The following is a 19,483-nucleotide window of genomic DNA, read 5'->3' on the forward strand; positions in this document are numbered from 1 at the left end:
CCTCATGCCCGGGAGAACCTGCCCCGGCGCTCCGTGCAACGAGACCCGAAGGAGTCCGCATGTCGGTTACCGCAGAGCGCAAGCAAGAGATCATCGCCGAGTACGCCACCCACGAGGGTGACACGGGCTCCCCGGAGGTCCAGGTCGCTATCCTCACCGAGCGCATCTCCAACCTCACCGAGCACTTCAAGGGCCACGCCCACGACCACCACTCGCGTCGTGGCCTCTACCTGCTCATCGGTAAGCGCCGTCGCCTGCTCGACTACCTCATGAAGGAGGACATCGAGCGCTACCGCGCCCTCATCGCCCGCCTCGGCATCCGTCGCTGAGTGCGCTGACAGCCTCGAGCCGTGCGGCCCGGCCCCTCTGGAGAGGAGCCGGGCCGCACGGCGTTTGAGTTTGAGAGGCGCTTCGTCCGCGCTCAGAAGCAGTGAGGCGGAGAGCGCCTTGATGTCGTCTCGGGGCGCGGGGCGCGTGCCCGCTTCGTCTTGCCGTTGGCCACCGCTTTGTCACGATCAGGCGAGGCCGATTCGGGAAGTCATCGGTTGCGCGCGTCCCATCTCACGCGGCACCCGGCGGCGCTGATCGGCATCATGAGGCCGCGCACGATAGAATCTGCGCGGCTGTGCCCTCGTGTACTCGCCGGCTCATTGATGCTCTCCCAGCGTGCGAGCCGGCCAGGAGTACGCAGGTGGCGCAGTCCGCCCCTGGGAAGAGACCCGGGGAGCGGCCGGCCCCGTCGGTTTTCGGTGGTGGCCTCCGGAACCGCGCTCGCGCCGTTGGATCATGGAGATCTGCGTGTGGCTGGACTCGGCTCCGTGGGCCTCGATCGAAGGCCACGGACCCGGCACGACGATCGCGAGAAAGAGACTTCATGTTCATTGACGACCCCGAGGTCACCGCCGCCGAGGCAGTGATCGACAACGGCTCCTTCGGCAAGCGAGTGGTGCGCTTCGAGACGGGCCGCCTGGCCAAGCAGGCCGCTGGAAGCGCCATGGCCTACCTCGACGGTGAGACCGTCGTCCTGTCCGCCACCACCGTGGGCAAGCACCCCAAGGACCAGTTCGACTTCTTCCCCCTGACTGTGGATGTCGAGGAGCGTCAGTACGCCGCCGGCCGTATCCCCGGCTCCTTCTTCCGCCGTGAGGGCCGCGCCGGCACCGCCGCCATCCTGGCCTGCCGTCTCATCGACCGTCCGCTGCGCCCCTCCTTCGTCAAGGGCCTGCGCAATGAGGTCCAGGTCGTTGAGACCGTGCTGGCCATCCACCCCGACGACGACTACGACGTCCTGGCCATCAACGCCGCCTCCATGTCCACCCAGATCGCCGGCCTGCCCTTCTCCGGGCCCGTGGCCGGTACCCGCCTGGCCCTTATCGACGGGCACTGGGTGGCCTTCCCCCGCTATTCCGAGCAGCAGCGCGCCACCTTCCAGATGGTGGTGGCCGGCCGCGTCCTGGAGTCCGGCGACGTCGCCATCATGATGGTCGAGGCCGGCGCCACCGAGCACGCCTGGGAGCTCATCAACGCCGGGGCCGTGGCCCCCACCGAGGCCGTCGTCGCCGAGGGCCTGGAGGCCGCCAAGCCCCACATCAAGGCCCTGTGCGAGGCCCAGCTCGAGGTCGCCCAGCACGCCTCGAAGCCCACCGCCGAGTTCCCCCTCTACCTGGACTACACCGACGAGCAGTACGACGCCGTCGAGAAGGCCGCCGAGGCCCACGGCCTGGCCGCCGCCATCGCCACCGAGGGCAAGCAGGCCCGCGACCTGGCCACCGACGCCGTGCGCGACGAGGTCCTGGCCGAGCTCGCCGAGTCCTTCCCCACCGAGGAGGACACCAAGGCCCTCAAGGCCGCCTTCCGTTCCGTGACCAAGAAGATCGTGCGCCACCGCACCCTCACCGAGGGCGTGCGCATGGACGGTCGCGGCCTGAAGGACATCCGCACCCTGGCCGCCGAGGTCGAGGTCCTGCCCCGCGTGCACGGCTCGGCCATCTTCGAGCGCGGCGAGACCCAGATCCTGGGCGTGACCACCCTCAACATGCTGCGCATGGAGCAGCAGGTGGACGACCTCTCCCCGGTCACCCACAAGCGCTACATGCACAACTACAACTTCCCGCCCTTCTCCACCGGCGAGACCGGCCGCGTGGGCGCCCCCAAGCGCCGCGAGATCGGCCACGGCAACCTGGCCGAGCGGGCCCTTGTGCCGGTCCTGCCCACCCGCGAGGACTTCCCCTACGCGATCCGCCAGGTCTCCGAGGCCCTGGGCTCCAACGGCTCGACCTCCATGGGTTCGGTGTGCGCCTCCACCCTGTCCCTGCTCAACGCCGGTGTGCCGCTGCGCGCGCCCGTGGCCGGTATCGCCATGGGCCTCATGCATGAGGTCATCGACGGCGAGACCAAGTGGGCCACCCTCACCGACATCCTCGGCTCCGAGGACGCCTTCGGGGACATGGACTTCAAGGTCGCCGGAACCCGTGACTTCATCACTGCCCTCCAGTTGGACACCAAGCTCGACGGCCTGCCCTCCGAGGTGCTGGCCGGCGCGCTCGGCCAGGCCCGTGACGCCCGCCTGTTCATCCTGGACGTCCTGGCCCAGGCCATCGACGCCCCCGACGAGATGGCCCCCACGGCCCCGCGCGTCCTGGCCGTGCGCATCCCGGTGGACAAGATCGGTGAGGTCATCGGTCCCAAGGGCAAGATGATCAACCAGATCCAGGAGGACACCGGCGCGGACCTGACGGTCGAGGACGACGGCACCGTCTATATCGGCGCCTCCGACGGCCCCTCGGCTGAGGCCGCCCGCGACGCCGTCAACGCCATCGCCAACCCGCAGATGCCCGAGATCGGCGAGCGCTTCGTGGGCACCGTGGTCAAGACCACGACCTTCGGCGCCTTCGTCTCGCTGACCCCCGGCAAGGACGGCCTGCTCCACATCTCCCAGATCCGCCGGCTCGTCGGCGGCAAGCGCGTGGAGAACGTCGAGGACGTCCTCAACGTGGGGGACAAGGTCCAGGTCGAGCTGGCCGAGATCGACCAGCGCGGCAAGCTGAGCCTGCACGCGGTCCTCACCGACGAGCAGCTCGCCGCCGAGGCCGAGGGCAAGGCCTCCCGTGAGGGCGGCCCGCGCCGCGAGGCCAAGAACGAGGACGGCGAGCAGCCGCGCCGTGAGCGCCGTCCGCGCCGTCGCCGCATGCGCAGCGCCGAGTCCTCCGAGGAGGAGTGAGCCCCGTTCAGCGGCCCTAGCCCACTGACGCATCTCCCCGGTGTCCCCGTTCGGTCCTCTGGGCCGGGCGGGGACACCGCCGTCATCGGGCAGGGCGTTCGCTGCGCGCGGCAGGACGCGGCCTGGTGCGGGAACGACAGTGGGCCCGCTAGCCCGCTAGTCTTCGCGGGTGACCAACCCAGACATGCGCGCCGGCTCAGCCCGGCCGGCGGCCTCTCAGCCCTCCTCGACCCCCGCGACCGGGCAGTCCTCGAGCCCGACCGACTACGCCGAGGTGGATCTCGGGCGCGGGCGGCCCGGCCGTGACGGCACCGAGCTGACCCTGCACGATGACGGTGCGCTCACTCGCCGCTCCGTCCTGCCCGGTGGGGTACGCGTCATCACCGAGTCCGTGCCGGGGCTGCGCTCGGCCTCGATCGGTATGTGGTTCGGTGTCGGCAGCCGTGACGAGGTACCCGGTCAGGAGGGGTCCACCCACTTCCTGGAGCACCTGCTGTTCAAGGGCACCGCCACGCGCGACGCCCACGACATCGCCGAGGCCTTCGACATGATCGGCGGGGAGTCCAACGCCGCCACCTCCAAGGAGCACACCTCCTACTACGCCCGCGTGCTCGCCCCGGACTCCATGTCGGCCCTCGACGTGCTCGCCGACATGGTGACCTCCTCCCTCCTGGAGCCCACCGACGTCGAGACCGAGCGCGGCGTCATCGTCTCCGAGCTCGCCGACGCCGCCGACGACCCCGCCGACGTCGCCCAGGAGGCCTTCGCCCGCGCCGCCTTCGGTGAGGACACACCACTGGGCCGACCCATCGGCGGCACCAACGAGACCGTCACCGCGGTGCCGCGCGACGCCGTGTGGGAGCACTACAAGCGCACCTACGCCTCCGACACCCTCGTGGTGGCGGCCGCCGGCGCCGTCGACCACGACGAGGTCTGCGAGCGGGTCCTGGCCGACCTGGCCACGTCCGGCTGGGACGCCTCGCCCGACGCCGCCCCGCGCGAGCGCCGCTTCGAGATCGAGCCCTTCGCGCCCCTGGACGTCCACGACATCACCGTCCCGCGCGAGAGCGAGCAGAGCCACCTGTACCTGACCTGCCAGGGCATCGCCGTGCGCGACGAGCGGCGCTGGGCCATGAGCGTGCTCACCACCATCCTGGGCGGGGGCATGTCCTCACGCCTGTTCCAGGAGGTGCGTGAGAAGCGGGGCCTGGCCTACACCACCTACGCCTTCGACACCTCCTACGCCGGTGCCGGAGCCTTCGGGCTCTACGCGGGCTGCGCCCCCGGCGACGTCGACGAGGTGTGCGCCGTCATGATCGGCGAGTTCGAGAAGCTCGCCGAGCGCGGCGTCACCGAGCGGGAGATGATGCGTGCCCGCGGTCAGCTGCGCGGGGCCATGGTGCTCGGGGGAGAGGACTCCCTGGCGCGCATGGGTCGCCTGGGGCGGGCCGAGGTCGTCACCGGGCGCCTGCGCTCCATGAGGGAGAACCTGCGCCGCCTGGAGGCCGTCACCCCTGAGGAGGTCCAGGAGATGGCCGCCTGGCTGGTGGAGCAGAAGCGCGCCCGCATCCTCGTGGGCCCGGTCGACTGACGGTAGCCGACAACCGACGGGGCCCATGGACCCGTTCATGGAGCACCGCCGGAGCCAGAAGAGGGGCACCAACAGGCTGATTCCAGTCGTTGTCCCCAGGTGATGACGGGCTCGGGCAGGCTGTTGGTCAGCGGCGGAAGCCGAAGGCGGCACCGATGAGCTGATCGAAGGCGCGGTCGGGCAGGATCCGGCGCGCGGCGATGAGGGGCCCCGCCATGAAACCCACGGCGTAGCGGGTCCGAGGGTGACGGGCGGTGACGATCTTGCCGATGGTGCGGGCGATGACCACCGGCGGGGAGAAGCGCCGCTGGTTCGACTCGCTGCGCATGGCTCCGGCCACAGCCCGGATCTGATCGGCGTAGGCGCTGCCCTCGGCTGTCGCCTCCAGGTGGTCGGCGGCGATCGACCACCAGGCGGTGCGGATCGCGCCGGGCTCGACCACGACGACGTCGATGCCGAAGGGGCGCAGTTCCATGCGCAGGGCGTCGCTCAGGGCCTCGACGGCGTACTTGGTGGCGTGGTACCAGCCGCCCAACGGTGTGGTCAGCCTTCCGCCGATGGAGGAGATGTTGATGATGGTGCCCGAGCCCTGGGCACGCATGTGCGGGCTCACCAGCTGGGTCAGGCGGGCCAGACCGAAGACATTGACCTCGAACTGGCGACGGGCCTCGTCGATTGGGACGTCCTCGATGGCCCCGTGGGAGCCGTAGCCGGCATTGTTGACCAGCACGTCGATGCGGCCGGTCTCCTCCAGGATGCGGTCCACGCCGGCGGTCATGGAGGCGTCGTCGGTGACGTCCATGGTCAGCGGACGGATGCCGTCGGTGGCCAGGGCCTGGAGGCGGTCGGTGCGGCGGGCCGCCCCGTAGACGACGTAGCCCAGTGCCTGGAGCTTGCGGGCGGTGTCCTCGCCGATGCCGGAGGAGGCGCCGGTGACCAGCGCGGTGCGGGTAGCACCGCGGTTCGCAGCGCTTGCGGGAAAGGTCTTGGTGGAGGCCGTGGGAACGCCTGTGGGCGTGGTGGTGGTCATCAGAGCGCTTCCTCTCGCTAACATGAATCATCGTTCAAGTACTATCGTGAATGCAGATTCATCTTCGTGCAACTGAGATGCTCGGCGCGGTATGGAACACGACGGGAGGATGAGGGGTGTGCCACGGGCGACGCATGACGCGGGCGAGCAGGCAGCGGTGCCAGCACAGGGCGCTACTTCGAGGCGCGCCGACGCGGTGCGCAACCGCACCGCCATCCTGGGGGCCGCCAGGCAGCTGGTCACCGAGCAGGGCACTGAGGTCGCCATGGGGGAGATCGCCCGGGTGGCCGGCGTGGCCGTGGGCACGCTCTACCGGCACTTCCCCAACAAGGCGGACCTGCTCGCGGCGGTCGTCAACGAGTACGTCGAGGCCCTGGCCGATGACGCCCAGGGCGCCTGGGAACGCGTCGAGGCGGGCCGGTCCGACGCCGACCAGGAGCTCCTGGGCTTCCTGGGACGGGCCCTGGAGATGATCTCCCGGAGCCATGCCGCCAAGAGTGTTGCTCGGGCGTTGGGGGCGGAGGTGGAGTACGCCGAGCCGGAGACTCGCGCCACCGAGGCGCTGGGGCGCCTCATCGAGGCGGGGCGCTCCAGCGGCCGGCTGCGACGCGACCTCACCGTCTCCGACCTCTACATCCTCATGGTCTTCTACCCCGGCGAGGGCTCCGCCGAGGTCCGGCGGCGCTGGCTGGAGCTCATCCGCCCCGGTCTGCTCGGGGACGGTCAGTAAGACGGCCCACGCCGTGGGCCGGCCAGTCGCTAGGGTGGGGCCATGACGATTCGCGTAGCTGTTGTGGGCGCCGCCGGGCGCATGGGATCGACCGTCTGCAAGGCGGTGGAAGACGCCGAGGGCCTTAAGCTCGTGGCCCGCCTGGACGTGGGGGACGCCCTCGACGCCGAGCACCTGGCGGGCGCCGACGTCGCCATCGACTTCACCGTCCCCAGTGTCACCGAGGCCAATGTCCACGCCCTGCTCGACGCCGGAGTGGACGTCGTCGTGGGCACCACCGGCTGGACCGAGGAGTCCTACGGGCGCGTCCGCGAGCACCTGGCCCGCCCCGAGGCCGCCGGCCGCAGCGTCCTCATCGCCCCGAACTTCGCCCTGTCCGCCGTGCTGGCCATGAGCTTCGCCGCGAAGGCCGCCCCCTACTTCGAGTCCGCCGAGGTCATCGAGCTCCACCACCCCAACAAGGTTGACGCGCCCTCGGGCACTGCGGTCGCCACCGCCCAGGGCATCGCCGCGGCCCGCGCCGAGGCGGGCCTGGGTGCCATGCCGGACGCCACCCAGGCCGACCCCGACGGCGCTCGCGGGGCGGTGGTCGACGGCGTCCACGTCCACGCCGTGCGCCTGCGGGGGCTGACCGCTCACGAGGAGGTCGTGCTGGGCAACCCCGGTGAGCAGCTGACCATCCGCACCGACTCCTTCGACCGGGCCTCCTTCATGCCCGGCGTAGTCCTCGCCGTGCGACAGGTCTCCAACCACCCCGGCCTGACCATCGGCCTGGACGCCCTGCTCGACTTGTAAGTTTAGGGGTCGACTTCCTATCGTAGTTTGCGCTCTTTCTTTGATGCGTGGCTCAAAAGATGACGCCGTTCAAACGCAGAATGCGGGAGGATGATTCTCAAATCCTCGGATAAGGCATGGAGAAAATATTGCCGTTCATACCCGAGTAAGGTTGCTGGCGGTTTAACTATAGTAATATGGTCACTTCTGGGTTTCAGTCAGATCTGCGGCGCTCAGTCGTAGGTAATGATTATGGTGGCGTACTCACTCTCGGCTCTCAAGGATCAGCGCAGTAAGCACTTGATGGATCCTGCACAGACTGCTTGCGGATCATGGGTGTTGTTCTTGATTGCCATCAGCGGTGTCGTTCCTACCTTGCTTTACAAGGAGGACGTGCTCACGCCGATATCGACCGCTGTGTGATCGATGTCATACGCGTGGCTACCTCTGTATTGGATTGGGCAGTTACTATAATATCATGGTTTCTTCTGGATCGTCTTTTTCCAAATCAGCCTGCGAGGCTAGATTCCTTGATGCCTTGGTCAGCGACACGTCATGGGTGTATCGAAGAGTTGAAAAGGTAACTGTGTTGGATCAGGAGCGCACCGTGCGGCGGGTGTCGCTAGATCTCGATTTAGTCAGTTTACGAAAAATTGCGTCTCAGTGTGGGCTGTCATCTCAGCCAGTACTCCCGGTTCCGTTGTTTGTTTGGCGTCGGGAGGCAATGGTTGAATTTGATGCGGTGGAGTCGAACACGCCTATCTCATTGAGGTGGGGGGAGATGGATGTGTCGCCGTGGGACCTCATAATTGCTTCGCGCCTGATGCCGGAACAATCTAGCGGAGCAAGTGAGCTGGATGAATGCATAGAGTCTGTTAGTGGAAAAATCAATACTCGAATGAAGCAGGATCGTGGAGGTTCGTTAAATTCTCCTTCGGGCTTGCCTGGAAGTGGCGAAAGTTCGGGTCAAATTGACTCGATGATTGAATGTGCGGCAGAGAACTACATTGCTACCGTAAATCTTGATGTGTCGGGTGCGTCTGAACACACTATTGTAAAGTATTCCATTACGACTGCTGTGTCAAGTTCTCCGAATGCCATGAGTGAGAGAGTCCGACCCGAGGACGGTGATGGGGAGCGCCGAAGTTCTTCATGTGAACGGAGCCAAAAAAAGGAGCGTCGAGGATTTCGTCTGCTGTGGAGGCGAAAAGAACGGTATGCAATGAAGCTGGGAAATATTAAAGGACAACTTCATTTCCTGCTTCCCTCATTTCCCTGCGCGCGGGAGCATTATGTTAAAATAATGTGCCCTGACGGCGTGGATTTTGCGGATTCTATGGTTCTTGAGGTCAGCGATTCTTGTCGTCATTCGCCAGTCAAAGCAACGATGACCCCTGAGCAGGCGATCGTGTCACATAGGGGGGAATCTGGCCTGCTGATAAGTGATCAAAAGTATGTCATATCAAAGTCAAGTGACTTGTATTTGGGGGTGAGAGTTTCTAATCCAGGACTTGAGCGAGCTCTTATTGTTACTAGTATTCTAAATTTGGTGATTTGCTTCACTGTATTTTCTCATCTCGTAACCCACAAGATCGATGCGTCCTATAATGTCGCTGCTTTGATTACAGTTAGCTTAGCGGCGTGGTCTATTTTCTCATCGTTCGAGAAGATTGAAAAAGGGCGTGTTGTCCCCGTCGGGCTGCTGGCGAGCCTGAGGAGTGCTGTTGATCTTTCGTTTTTATTCTTGCTGGCGGCGAATGTGTTTTATATGGCCAACCTGTTCCTTCTGGCGATGATCGCAATTTTGATTGTGTTGGCCACAGTAGGATATGCACTTGTGATGTTATGTCGGATGCGTATTCAGAGGCATTTGGCATCAGATGCGATGAGCGAGGGAAAGGTTCGTCCCGATATTGTGTTTAGCTAGGGTGGTAAGGTATGGGTATTAATGATGTGGCGGCCCACCTCGTCCCTCTGGAGGAAGTGAAGACGAGATCTGTATTCTTGGATGTGTGTACGACTGGGCCTAAAGATATGTTTTCGGCTTATGGCTACGAGTCGGCAGTGCTGGCTGGGTATGTTGATGAGTTTGGGCACTGTGTGGGTGTCGGAGATGGGGATGTTGCTGATGTGACGTCTTTACTTCGGTGTCTGATGTCTCAAAGAAAGTTAGGGGTGGTAGCGGAAATTACTGCCCCTGCGGGTGTTTTCAATGCCATGTCCGAGCTCTCTGAATGTTCTGTTTCCTTGGTTTTGCGTCCATGGATCTGGCTATGGCATGAGGATGGGGCGGAGTGTTGCGAAGTGCTCCAAGAACCGGACGTCTCTGACTATTGTGATATCTCTGAGATAGATCCCAAGAAATGGTGTTCTGATATTGAAATAGTGCTTCGCTGTGCGTTTCCGTCGGCATCAGTATGGCCGCGTGATTCAAACGCTCTATGTTGGTTTGGGGCGTTCGAGCGAACGGGTCGCATGATCGCCGTCGTTTGTGTCGACTCGCCTTGGATCGGCGAGTGCCCGAGAGTGGCCTCGTTGGCTGTGCTCCCCGATGCCCGTGGGAAGCATGTGGGAAGCGCACTTCTCATTCGCGCTGCAAAGGCGGCGGAGAAGTTGTCGGGAGTTTCGGGGCGTCGCGTTGTTGAAGTCTCCGCATATGTGGAGGAGGGTCGAGTTCTCTCCCTGTATAAAAGGCTAGGATTTCAGCGAGGTGCGTACGTCGAAACAATTCGAGTTTCGGGTGGTAGTGATGTGTGATCTTGAAGGTTATTCAAAGGGGTGTCTGGCGCGCCTTTTTGTGTGGCGTGGTTGGGTTCCTTCTCTGTGCCGGCGACTTCTTAGTGGCCTTTCTTGCGCAGGTGAACTCGCGACGCCTTACTGGAATTTGGTCAAATGAGGCTTATTCGTAGGGCTAGCCGACGCCAGCATCTGCACAGGTCACAGAACCTTCAATGGGTGCGTGAATAAGTCTCAATGAATGCGGCTGGATTCACAGCGAGGCCGCCCAGCAGTCCTCTGTGATGCCCTCGCCGACACCGAGCACCCGGTGCGCCCCGGTGGGTGCCATGCCGACCGAGGACAGGAGCCGGCTGACCGACTGATCCCCGCGCACCGCCCAGGCCACGAGCGCCCTGGCGCCATCCTGCCGGGCCAGGTCCACGGCCGCAGCCAGGAGCCGGGAGCCGTGCCCGCGGCGCTGACTGGCCGGCTCCACGCCCAGGGCCGTGACCTCCACGGCCCGTACCCCGGCCTCGTCGACGTGCCCCTCGGCGTCCATGGACTGGGTGGGGGCCAGGCCCAGCAGACCCACCACCGTCCGGCTCGCAGCATCCGCCTGGGCGGTGGTGGCCACCAGGACGTGGTGCTCGGGTGAAGGCGGCTCAGTCACCGCCGTCTCCCAGCCCGCCGCGATGACGGGGGCGGCGATCATCGCCCGCACGCCCTCGGGCAGCGGGGCACTGTGCTCGGCGGTGTGGCCGGCCTCCAGGGAGGCGAGCATGGTGGCGGCCTGGACCTGCCCGATCGCCGTCAGGTCCGCCGCCCTAGCAGGGCGCACGAATCCCCCTGGTGCCTGGGAGTCGTCGTGATCATGCAGGTCATGAGTGCCGGGGGAGTGCTGGTGAGGTGCGCGCGTGTTCAGGTCGGAGCCGAGTCCGGCCAGCGGATCAGCGCCCAGAACAGAGTCGTCCCGGCTGCCGGAAGGCGAGAAGCTTGCGGGGGTCGAGGAGTCCATGACTCGAGCCTAGGACCTTGTGCATATCGGTGTCGGAGGCCCGGGCGCCGTGGGCACAAGGCCTGGAGAATGCTCGGTGGCAAGGCGCGTGGCGGGAAAGTGTCCGAATGGGACGACTTTGACTGGAGCGTTTCACGGAGCCAGATTGCGTTTGTGCAGGTCGGAGGGGTTCCGACCCAGCAGTGGTGAGGGCCGGGGACTTCAAAGTCGTCCCATTCGGACATAATCGGCCTGTAGTCTGTCCGCTGCCCGCCTATCTGACAGATCGTGAGAACGCATCTTCCGTACGCCCGGTCCGCGTTAGGGTGGCGCCATGAGCGCAGCCCCCTCCCGCAGCTTCGGTTCCGTCGGCGTCGCCATGGTCACCCCCTTCACGCCCAGTGGGGAGGTCGACTTCGACGCCGCTCGTGCCCTGGCGGTCAGCCTGGTCGATGACGGCGCCGACCTGATCCTCCTGTCAGGCACCACCGGTGAGTCCCCGACCACCCACACCCCGGAGAAGCAGGAGCTGATCCGTCAGGTCAAGGACGCCCTGGCCGGGCGCGCCATGGTTATGGCCGGCGCCGGCTCCAACGACACCGCCCACGCGGTGCGCATCGGCGTGGCCTCTCAGGAGGCCGGCGCCGAGGGCCTGCTCATCAACGCCCCCTACTACAACCGCCCCAGCCAGGAGGGCGTCTACCGGCACATCAACGCCGTCGTGGAGGCCACCGACCTGCCCGTCATGGTCTACGACATCCCCGGGCGCACCGGCGTGAAGATCACCGAGGAGACCCTGGCGCGCCTGGCCGAGAACCCCCGCGTCAAGGCCGTCAAGGACGCCACCGGTGACGTCGAGCAGGGATTCCGCCGCATGGAGTCCACCGGCCTGGAGTACTACTCCGGTGACGACGGCCTCAACTTCGCCTGGCTCACCCACGGCGCCTCCGGCGTCATCTCCGTGGCCGCCCACGCCGATGCCCACTCCTGGCGCCAGATGATCGGCGCCGTTGACGCCGGGGACCTGGCCAGCGCCCGCACCCTCGCCCGGAGCCTGCGCCCCTTGGTCCACGCCATCATGGGTGGCGGGCAGGGGGCCGTCATGGCCAAGGAGGCCCTGCACCTCCAAGGACGCCTGCCCAGCCCTTCCCTGCGCCTTCCCCTGGTGCGCGCCGAGGAGACCGAGGTCGCCGCCCTGCGTGAGGTCCTGGTCGCCTCCGGGCTGCTCTGAGAACTAGCAGGGCGCGCCCGCGATGCGCATGTGGTCGCTGCACCCGAGCCACCTGGACCGTGCGGGCCTGGTGGCCTGCTGGCGCGAGACACTCCTGGCCCAGGCGGTCCTGGCCGGACGCACCCGCGGCTACCGTAACCACCCCCAGCTCGAACGCTTCCGTGCCGCCCCTGATCCGGTCACCCCGGTGGTGGCGGTGGGCGCCTACCTGTGGGGGCTGCGCGAGGAGGCCGTCTGGCGCGGCTACCGCTTTGACACCACCCGTATTGACGTCCCTGAGCCGGAGTGCGTCGGCGTCAGCCTGACGGTCACCGAGGGGCAGATGGACCTGGAGCGCAGGCATTTGGAGGCCAAGCTGGCTGGACGTGCCCCCGAGCTCCTGCCCCTGCCGGAGCGGCTTGAGGCGCACCCGATCTTCCGGGTCGTCCCCGGCGACGTCGAGCCCTGGGAGCGGGCGCTGGCCCTGTAAGCCCCGGGTGGGCTCAAAGGCGACCGGTACCGCGGCTGCTCAGCCCTCTTCCGCGGCTCTTTCAAGCACCCGCTCGCGCACGACGCGACGCAGGATCTTGCCGATCTGGGAGCGCGGCATCTCCTTGACGATCTCCAGGCGGTGCGGCAGCGCGTAGCGCGGGACCGTCCGCTCGGCGTGCTCCCGCACCGCCTCCAGGGTCACCGACCCCGGCGCGGTCCCCTCGGCGAGAACCACGGCGGCGCACACGAGCTCGCCCATAGCGCCGTCGGGAAGCCCCACCACGGCGACGTCGGCCACGCCCGTCATGGAGCGGATCGCCGTCTCCACCTGACTGGGGTAGATGTTGAAGCCGCCGGTGAGGATCAGCTCGCGCTTGCGGTCGGCCATCCACAGGAAGGAGTCCTCCCGGCGCACGATGTCGCCCGTGCGCAGCCACCCTCCTGGCAGGATCGCGGCCTGCGTGGCCGCCTCGTCCTCCCAGTAGCCGGCGAAGACCTGGGGGCCGCGCACCAGCAGCTCGCCCGGCTCGCCGTCGGGAACCTCCCGGTCGGGGTCCGGGTCCTCGGGGTCCACGACGCGCACGTCCGTGGACGGGAAGGGCAGCCCCAGAGCGCCCAGGCGGCGCGAGGGCCCCATGGGCGTGCCCGCGACGATCGGGCTCGTCTCGGTCATGCCGTAGCCCTCGATGAAGAAGCCGCCGGTCGCCTTCTCCCATCGGGCCCCGACCTCCGGCGGCATCGGGGCCGCCCCGCACACTCCGTAGCGCAGGGTGCCAAGGTTCGTGCCCCGCTTCTGAGCGCCGTCGAGGATCCGCTCGAACATGACCGGCACGCCGACGAAGAAGGTGAAGGGGCGCCGCTCGTGCGCCGCGAGCACCTGACCCACCGAGAACTTCGGCAGCATCACCTGGGTGGCGGCCTTCTGCACCGCGCAGAAGAGGTTGAAGGTCAGCCCGAAGGCGTGGAAGAAGGGCAGCAGGCACAGGAAGTTCTCCCCGCCCTCGTGCAGCATCGGCACCCAGGCGATGGCCTGGTTGGCGTTGGCCCGCAGATTGGTGTGCGTGAGCATCGCCGCCTTAGGTGTGCCGGTCGTCCCGCCGGTGTGCAGCAGGACCGCCACGTCGGAACCGGCCGGGTAGGGGAAGCGCGAGGGGATCCGGTGAGCGCCAGCCACCTCCTTGTCCCAGGAGCGCACCCCCGCAGGCAGGCTCTGGGCCCGGAAGGCGGCCCGCTGCTGGCGGGCCCGCTCCACCGGGAGACGCAGCGCGGCGCGCAGGCGCACCGGCATCGCTGCTGACAGATCCACGCTGAAGACCGTGCGCCCCTGGAGCACGTCGCCGGAGCGCGAACCAGCGGCCGCATCCGTGACGAGATCGATGCCCTTCTCCCACACGATGACGACCCGGGCCCCGTGAGCATCCAGCTGGGAGCGGATCTCCTCGGCGGGCGCCAGCGGATTGTGCTCGGCCACGACCGCACCGATGCGCAGCGCCCCGTAGAGGGCCACGGCGTGCTGCGGACAGTTCGGCATGATGAGGGCCACCCGGTCGCCCCTGTGCACCCCCGAGGTCCGCAGCACCTGCGCCGCCCGCTCCGAGGCCTCCAGCAGCTCGCGGTAGGTCATGGCCGCACCCAGGAAGTCGATGGCGACCCGGTCGGGGTAGAAACGCGCCGCCGTCTCCAGCAGCTCGCTGAGCGGCGCATCAGGAACCTCGATCGCCGCGGGGATACCGGGCTGGTAGTGCGGGCGCAGGTAGTGGCGGTGGTCCTGGGTGGCCTGCGGTGGCGAGGCGGCGGCGTTGGTCGTGCTGTCAGTCATGTCTGTGGAGTCGAATCGGGCTGTGGGTGGGAGCAGTCGGGTGATCTGGAACGGCTGCGATCTGAAGTCGGGCCCTCAGCGGGAAGCTGTGTTGTTATGCGGCCCGGCCTTGCCGTCCTGGCCGCCCTCCTGCTGACCGCCGTCCTTGCGCTCACCCCTGCCGGGGAAGTGCTCGACGATGGACACGGCCGCCGCCGTCGCCGCCCCGGAGGCGGCCTCCCGGGCCGCCAGGAGCTCGTCGCGCACCACGCGCCGCAGCACCTTGCCGATCTGGGAGCGGGGCATCTCGGTCAGGATCGCGATCTGGCGCGGCAGGGCGTAGTTGGACAGGTTCTTGGCCGCCCACTCGCGCACCTGCTCCAGGGTGACCGTCTGGCCCTCCTTGGGCAGGATCGCGGCGACGACGGACTCGTTGCCGGCCTCGGCCGGCAGCCCGACGACGGCGACCTCCTCCACCTGCGGCATCGAGCGGACCGCTGCCTCCACCTCCGTGGGGTAGATGTTGAAGCCCCCGGAGATGATGAGCTCTTTGCGGCGGTCGGCGATGACGTAGAAGCCGTCTGCCTCCTGGCGCACCAGGTCGCCCGTGCGCAGCCAGCCCCCGTCCAGCAGCACCTCGGCGCTCTCCTCGGGGTTGTCCCAGTAGCCGGAGAACACCTGAGGGCCGCGGGCCAGCAGCTCGCCGACCTCCCCGGGGGCCACCTCGCGCTCGACGTCCTCAGGGTCCACCAGGCGCACCTGCGTGGAGGGGTAGGGCACCCCCAGGGTGCCGGGACGACGTGCCGGCGAGATCGGGTTGCCCAGGATGATGGGGGAGGACTCGGTCATTCCGTAGCCCTCGATGATGGTGCCGCCGGTGGCCTCCTCCCAGGCCTGGGCCACCGCCAGCGGGTTGGGGGCCGCCCCGCACACGGCGATCTTGCAGGAGGACAGGTTCGTCCCCGTGGCCCGAGCCCGGGTCACCAGACGGTCGAACATGACCGGCACCCCGGGGAAGAAGGTGGCCGGGCGCCGCTTCCAGGCGGCCAGCACCAGGTCCGCCCCGAACTTGGGCAGAACCACCTGGGTGGCGGCCAGCCCCACCGCGCACAGCAGCGACAGGGACATGCCGAAGGCGTGGAAGAAGGGCAGGACGGCGTAGAAGGTCTCCTTGCCCGCGCTCGTGGTGCCAGACGCCCAGGCCAAGGACATCTCGGCGTTGGAGCGCAGGTTCTCATGGGTCAGGCACACAGCCTTGGGCGTGCCCGTCGTCCCGCCGGTGTACAGCAGAGCCGCCGCCTCCGAGACGCTCGGCAGGGGGAAGCCCGTGGCCAAGGGGATGGCGGAGGCGGCCAGGTCGTCCCAGGAGCGCACCCCGGCAGGGATCCTGCCGCGCAGCTCGCGGCGCTGAGTGCGGGCGGCGGCCACCGGCAGCCTCAGGGCCAGGCGGCTGCGCAACGGAAGATGACGGGACAGGTCCACCGAGTACACGCTCAGACCTCCCAGGCCCGCCGCCTCCAGGGAACCCACCGCCGCCACGAGGCGCTCGAGGGTCTTCTCCCAGGCGATGATGACGCGCCCGCGGTGAATGTGGAACTGCTCGCGCAGCTGGGCGGCGGGCGCCAGTGGGTTGTGCTCGGCCACGATCGCCCCGATGCGCCAGGCCGCGTAGGCCACGACCACGTGCTGAGGGCAGTTGGGAAGAATGACCCCGACGACGTCCCCGCGCCCGACCCCCAGGCCCCGCAGGGCCTCCGCGGCCCGCGCCACCTGGGTCTCCAGCTGGGAGTAGGTGGTGGTCGCGCCCAGGAAGTCCAGGGCCACCCGGTCCGGGAAGTCCCGGGCGGCGTCGCGCAGCATGCAGGACAGGGGCTCTCTGACCGCCGGGATCGTGGAAGGCACCCCGGCCTGCCGGTAGACGGATTGAAGGACCTCATCGTCAGAGGCGTCCAAGCCGGCCACCGATGCGGTGTCGTGCGTGAGTGCGGGTGCCGACGTGCGCGAAGCACTCATGGGTCTTCCCCCTTGTCTGTCGTGAGCCTTCCCCTGACAGGGAGGGCCTCGTCCGCCACGGGTGCCGCCCGGTACGACGACGAGAACTCAGGAACAACCGTAACCTACGGTGGCGTAACCTGCGTGGTTGGTGGCGGTGACGGCCGTGTGCGATCCGGCTCACCGGCCGGAGGAACGCGGCTCCAGGCCCCGGGGCAGAGGCCGACGACTGACCACCCGCAGGCGGCGCGTGGGGCGAGTCATCGCCACGTACAGGTCGCCTGCGCTGCGCTCACCGACGTCAGCCGGGTCCACGAGCACCACGACGTCGAACTCCAGCCCCTTGGACAGCACCGGGTCGACCACCAGCAGCCGCGAGCGCAGCACGTCGCCTCCCGGAGCCTCCATTGCCGCAGCCAGGCCCGGGTCCTCGCGCAGCAGCGCCTCAGTGCGCCCGGGGGAGGGGGAGATGACCGCGATGCGTCCGACGCCGGCACCCACCTGCTCATCCAGGCGGGCCGACTCCTGGGCGACGACCTCACGCAAAAGACTCGCCCAGGCATCGGGCTGGGCGCCCTGAGGGGACTGCGACAGGTCGGTGACCTCCAGACAGCCGGGCAGGTCGCGCACCGAGCGCACCGGGTAGACCGGCGGGTGGCCCAGGTGCGTCACCGTCTGCTCAGCCACCTCCATGATCGTGGCCGGCGTGCGGTAGCAGACGCTGAGCGCCTCCTCGCACAGCGGGGTCGAGCCTGCGCGCGAGCGCCCCGACTGGCGGCCCTGCCGCGAGCGGGAACGGGCCCGGTGACGGGACTGCGACCGGGACCGGCCCTGGGCCTCCGCGGTATCCTCAGCCGACGCCGTCCCCAGGGCGGTGAGCACCTCGCCCCAGCTGCCGGGGGCGTGGGGGCCCGAGTACTGGGCCAGGTCTCCCACCACCGTGAAGGAGCGCACCGGGCAGCGACGTGCCAGCGCCCGCCAGGCCATGGTGCCCAGCTCCTGGGCCTCATCGACGACGACGTGCCCGTAGGTCCACGTCCGATCCGCCCGGGCCCGCTCGGCCAGAGTGAGGGTGGGGCCGCCCTGGGAGACCCGGTCGGCCAGCATCTCGGCGCTGACCATCCCGCCGCCCAGCTCCTGGGACTCGATCGCCTGGGCCGCGTAGGCCACCAGGTCCTCGCGGCGGCGGGCCTCCAGGCGGGCGCGCCGGGCCTGGGCGTCCTCACTGGGGCCCAGCAGCTCGGCCAGCTCGTCAATGAGCGGGATGTCCGCCGCACTCAGGGCGCTTCCCGGCTCACGGTGCAGTAGCGCGCGCTCCTGCTCGCTCAGGGACGGCGCCACCTGCTCCAGGAGGGCGGGCCGGCTCCACAGCCGCTCCAGCAGCCCCTGGGGCGTCGTCGGCATCCAGCACAGGTTGATCTCCCGGCGGGCGTCGCGGGCGGTACGGATGTCCTCCCGGATCCAGGCGCGCGTGTCAGCATCCGAGGCGTCCTGGTTCGTGGCCGCCGCGTACTGGTCGGTCAGGCGCTCCAGGAGCCAGATCACGAAGGCCTCACGGGCCAGGTTGTGGGGCTTGCCGCCCCGGCGGGCCCGGGAGGCCGCCTCACGCACGTCGTCGGGTCTCAGCGACAGGCGCACACCCTGGACCTCGATCTCACGGGGAGCATCCGGGACGCGCTGCAGGCCCCGCACCGCCCGCTCCAGGGCCTTGACCCACACGGAGCGCCCCTTGAGCTCGGCGACGCGGGCGTCCTCCTGCGCCGTGGCCCGTACCCCGGGAACCAGGTCGCCGATCGTCGTGGAGACCACCCCCGTCTCACCCAGGGAGGGCAGGACCTGCTCCACGTAGCGCAGGAAGGTGCGAGACGGCCCCACCAGGAGCACGCCGGAGCGTTCCAGGCGCTCGCGCTCGGAGTAGAACAGGTAGGCCACCCGGTGCAGCGCCACCGCCGTCTTACCCGTCCCCGGGCCTCCCTGGACCACGAGCACACCGCGTCCCGAGGAGGTGACGACCCGGTCCTGCTCGGCCTGGATCGTGGCCACGATGTCACCCATGCGGCCGTCGCGGGCGCTGGACATCGCGGCGATGAGCGCCCCCTCGCCCTGCAGGTCCCCGGCGGCCACGGCGGCCCCGGACGAGCCGGACGGGGCCTCGCCGGCCTCCAGGGCGGCCAGGTCCAGGACCTCGTCCTCCACCCCGAGCACCTGACGGGCCCGGGTGTCGATGTGTCGCCGGCGCACCAGCCCCATGGGGCGGGAGGCCGTGGCCTGATAGAAGGCCCGGGCAAGAGGGGCGCGCCAGTCCAGGATCACCTCACGGTGCTGAGCATCCTGCAGGCCGATACGGCCCACGTAGTGGCGCCGCCCCCCGTCAGTGACCGGGGAGGAGCCACCCGTACCCCGGCCGGAGCCGGTGGCGGAGGCCTTCCCCGAGGGCCCAGAGTCCGGCGCGTCATCGGCTGACCCGCTCATGTCCATCCGCCCGAAGACCAGACGGTCCTCGACCCCCTCCAGGGAGGAGACCAGTGACGAGTAGTGCACGGCGTAGGCGTCCCGCTCCCCGCGGGACTGGTGGGTGCCGCTGACGCCCTGGGCCTCGGTGCGGGCAAGGGAGTGACGGGCCTGAGCCAGCTGACGGTCCAGCTCGCTGTAGGCGAGGTCAACGACAACCTGCTCACCGCGCATCTCGCGCTCGCGGACACTGCCCGCATCTTCCTCCACCCGCGACGGCGCCTCCTGCTGGGAGTGCGGTGGGCGAGAGGGGATCGTCTGACTCACAAGGCCTCGCATCGGTTCTGGTTCTGGCCGGCTGGCGCGTGGGGCGCGCTGGTCGGCTCTGGCTGACGCTGACGGGTACTGGGGTCGGTGATGGCTTCAGTACGGTCGACCCATTATTCTCCTGCTGACGCCCCGACGGGGACGCCGAGGGCGAAC

14 protein-coding genes are annotated in these 19,483 nt (G+C 68.1%); 9 read left to right on the forward strand and 5 right to left on the reverse strand.

Annotated features, from left to right (window positions below):
- The first annotated feature begins 59 nt into the window (after positions 1-59).
- From rpsO to RIV14_RS02925, 3 genes are all read left to right on the forward strand, one after another.
- Positions 60-329, forward strand: coding sequence for a 30S ribosomal protein S15 (rpsO, locus tag RIV14_RS02915; protein WP_010613637.1), 270 nt, complete (start codon positions 60-62; stop codon positions 327-329).
- 545 nt (positions 330-874) lie between these two features.
- Positions 875-3,220: a polyribonucleotide nucleotidyltransferase gene (locus RIV14_RS02920; RefSeq protein ID WP_075372767.1), complete on the forward strand. Its 2,346-nt coding sequence runs from the start codon at positions 875-877 to the stop codon at positions 3,218-3,220.
- Between the two features lie 184 nt (positions 3,221-3,404).
- On the forward strand, positions 3,405-4,811 hold the full coding sequence (locus RIV14_RS02925; RefSeq protein ID WP_075372812.1) for a M16 family metallopeptidase: 1,407 nt from the start codon (positions 3,405-3,407) through the stop codon (positions 4,809-4,811).
- A gap of 127 nt (positions 4,812-4,938) precedes the next feature.
- Here RIV14_RS02925 and RIV14_RS02930 read toward each other — a convergent pair whose 3' ends face one another.
- Entirely contained in the window at positions 4,939-5,841 is a 903-nt protein-coding gene (locus tag RIV14_RS02930; RefSeq protein ID WP_075372766.1) for an oxidoreductase, read from the reverse strand.
- A 118-nt stretch (positions 5,842-5,959) separates the two neighbouring features.
- On the opposite strand from RIV14_RS02930, the gene RIV14_RS02935 reads away from it, so the two are divergent.
- The 4 genes from RIV14_RS02935 (at position 5,960) to RIV14_RS13705 (ending at position 10,102) form a co-directional block, all read left to right on the forward strand.
- Positions 5,960-6,571, forward strand: coding sequence for a TetR/AcrR family transcriptional regulator (locus RIV14_RS02935; RefSeq protein WP_075372765.1), 612 nt, complete (start codon positions 5,960-5,962; stop codon positions 6,569-6,571).
- Between the two features lie 42 nt (positions 6,572-6,613).
- Entirely contained in the window at positions 6,614-7,366 is a 753-nt protein-coding gene (dapB, locus tag RIV14_RS02940) for a 4-hydroxy-tetrahydrodipicolinate reductase (RefSeq protein ID WP_075372764.1), read from the forward strand.
- A gap of 457 nt (positions 7,367-7,823) precedes the next feature.
- The gene (locus tag RIV14_RS02945; RefSeq protein WP_143223521.1) at positions 7,824-9,272 is read left to right on the forward strand and encodes a hypothetical protein; all 1,449 of its coding nucleotides are present in this window, start codon (positions 7,824-7,826) and stop codon (positions 9,270-9,272) included.
- A 290-nt stretch (positions 9,273-9,562) separates the two neighbouring features.
- Positions 9,563-10,102 carry a GNAT family N-acetyltransferase gene (locus RIV14_RS13705; RefSeq protein WP_428978860.1) on the forward strand — a complete coding sequence of 180 codons (540 nt, stop codon included), beginning with the start codon at positions 9,563-9,565 and terminating at the stop codon, positions 10,100-10,102.
- A 232-nt stretch (positions 10,103-10,334) separates the two neighbouring features.
- Here RIV14_RS13705 and RIV14_RS02950 read toward each other — a convergent pair whose 3' ends face one another.
- On the reverse strand, positions 10,335-11,078 hold the full coding sequence (locus tag RIV14_RS02950; protein ID WP_075372762.1) for a GNAT family N-acetyltransferase: 744 nt from the start codon (positions 11,076-11,078) through the stop codon (positions 10,335-10,337).
- A gap of 313 nt (positions 11,079-11,391) precedes the next feature.
- Between RIV14_RS02950 and dapA the strand changes: the two genes are divergently transcribed.
- Both dapA and RIV14_RS02960 read left to right on the forward strand, forming a co-directional pair.
- Complete coding sequence (gene dapA, locus RIV14_RS02955; RefSeq protein WP_075372761.1) at positions 11,392-12,288, forward strand: 4-hydroxy-tetrahydrodipicolinate synthase; 897 nt, start codon at positions 11,392-11,394, stop codon at positions 12,286-12,288.
- Positions 12,289-12,310: 22 nt separating this feature from the next.
- Positions 12,311-12,757 (forward strand): pyrimidine dimer DNA glycosylase/endonuclease V, encoded by a 447-nt coding sequence (locus tag RIV14_RS02960; RefSeq protein WP_081381854.1) that lies wholly within the window; start codon positions 12,311-12,313, stop codon positions 12,755-12,757.
- Positions 12,758-12,796: 39 nt separating this feature from the next.
- On the opposite strand, the gene RIV14_RS02965 is transcribed toward RIV14_RS02960, so the two are convergent.
- The 3 genes from RIV14_RS02965 to RIV14_RS02975 form a co-directional block, all read right to left on the reverse strand.
- Positions 12,797-14,578, reverse strand: a complete 1,782-nt coding sequence (locus RIV14_RS02965; protein WP_075372760.1) for an AMP-binding protein — start codon at positions 14,576-14,578, stop codon at positions 12,797-12,799.
- 75 nt (positions 14,579-14,653) lie between these two features.
- Entirely contained in the window at positions 14,654-16,570 is a 1,917-nt protein-coding gene (locus RIV14_RS02970; RefSeq protein ID WP_075372759.1) for an AMP-binding protein, read from the reverse strand.
- A gap of 159 nt (positions 16,571-16,729) precedes the next feature.
- Positions 16,730-19,339 (reverse strand): HelD family protein, encoded by a 2,610-nt coding sequence (locus RIV14_RS02975; RefSeq protein WP_075372758.1) that lies wholly within the window; start codon positions 19,337-19,339, stop codon positions 16,730-16,732.
- Positions 19,340-19,483: the final 144 nt, after the last annotated feature.

Origin of the sequence: Actinomyces acetigenes (genome assembly GCF_031296635.1) — a bacterium.
GTDB lineage: Bacteria > Actinomycetota > Actinomycetes > Actinomycetales > Actinomycetaceae > Actinomyces > Actinomyces acetigenes.

Excerpts from the sequence above, each read along its gene's own strand:
- rpsO (WP_010613637.1), top strand. The coding sequence starts at position 60 with ATGTCGGTTACCGCAGAGCGCAAGCAAGAGATCATCGCCGAGTACGCC.
- RIV14_RS02920 (WP_075372767.1), top strand. The coding sequence starts at position 875 with ATGTTCATTGACGACCCCGAGGTCACCGCCGCCGAGGCAGTGATCGAC.
- RIV14_RS02925 (WP_075372812.1), top strand. The coding sequence starts at position 3,405 with ATGCGCGCCGGCTCAGCCCGGCCGGCGGCCTCTCAGCCCTCCTCGACC.
- RIV14_RS02930 (WP_075372766.1), bottom strand. The coding sequence starts at position 5,841 with ATGACCACCACCACGCCCACAGGCGTTCCCACGGCCTCCACCAAGACC.
- dapB (WP_075372764.1), top strand. The coding sequence starts at position 6,614 with ATGACGATTCGCGTAGCTGTTGTGGGCGCCGCCGGGCGCATGGGATCG.
- RIV14_RS02945 (WP_143223521.1), top strand. The coding sequence starts at position 7,824 with ATGGTTTCTTCTGGATCGTCTTTTTCCAAATCAGCCTGCGAGGCTAGA.
- RIV14_RS13705 (WP_428978860.1), top strand. The coding sequence starts at position 9,563 with ATGTCCGAGCTCTCTGAATGTTCTGTTTCCTTGGTTTTGCGTCCATGG.
- RIV14_RS02950 (WP_075372762.1), bottom strand. The coding sequence starts at position 11,078 with ATGGACTCCTCGACCCCCGCAAGCTTCTCGCCTTCCGGCAGCCGGGAC.
- dapA (WP_075372761.1), top strand. The coding sequence starts at position 11,392 with ATGAGCGCAGCCCCCTCCCGCAGCTTCGGTTCCGTCGGCGTCGCCATG.
- RIV14_RS02960 (WP_081381854.1), top strand. The coding sequence starts at position 12,311 with ATGCGCATGTGGTCGCTGCACCCGAGCCACCTGGACCGTGCGGGCCTG.
- RIV14_RS02965 (WP_075372760.1), bottom strand. The coding sequence starts at position 14,578 with ATGACTGACAGCACGACCAACGCCGCCGCCTCGCCACCGCAGGCCACC.
- RIV14_RS02970 (WP_075372759.1), bottom strand. The coding sequence starts at position 16,570 with ATGAGTGCTTCGCGCACGTCGGCACCCGCACTCACGCACGACACCGCA.
- RIV14_RS02975 (WP_075372758.1), bottom strand. The coding sequence starts at position 19,339 with ATGCGAGGCCTTGTGAGTCAGACGATCCCCTCTCGCCCACCGCACTCC.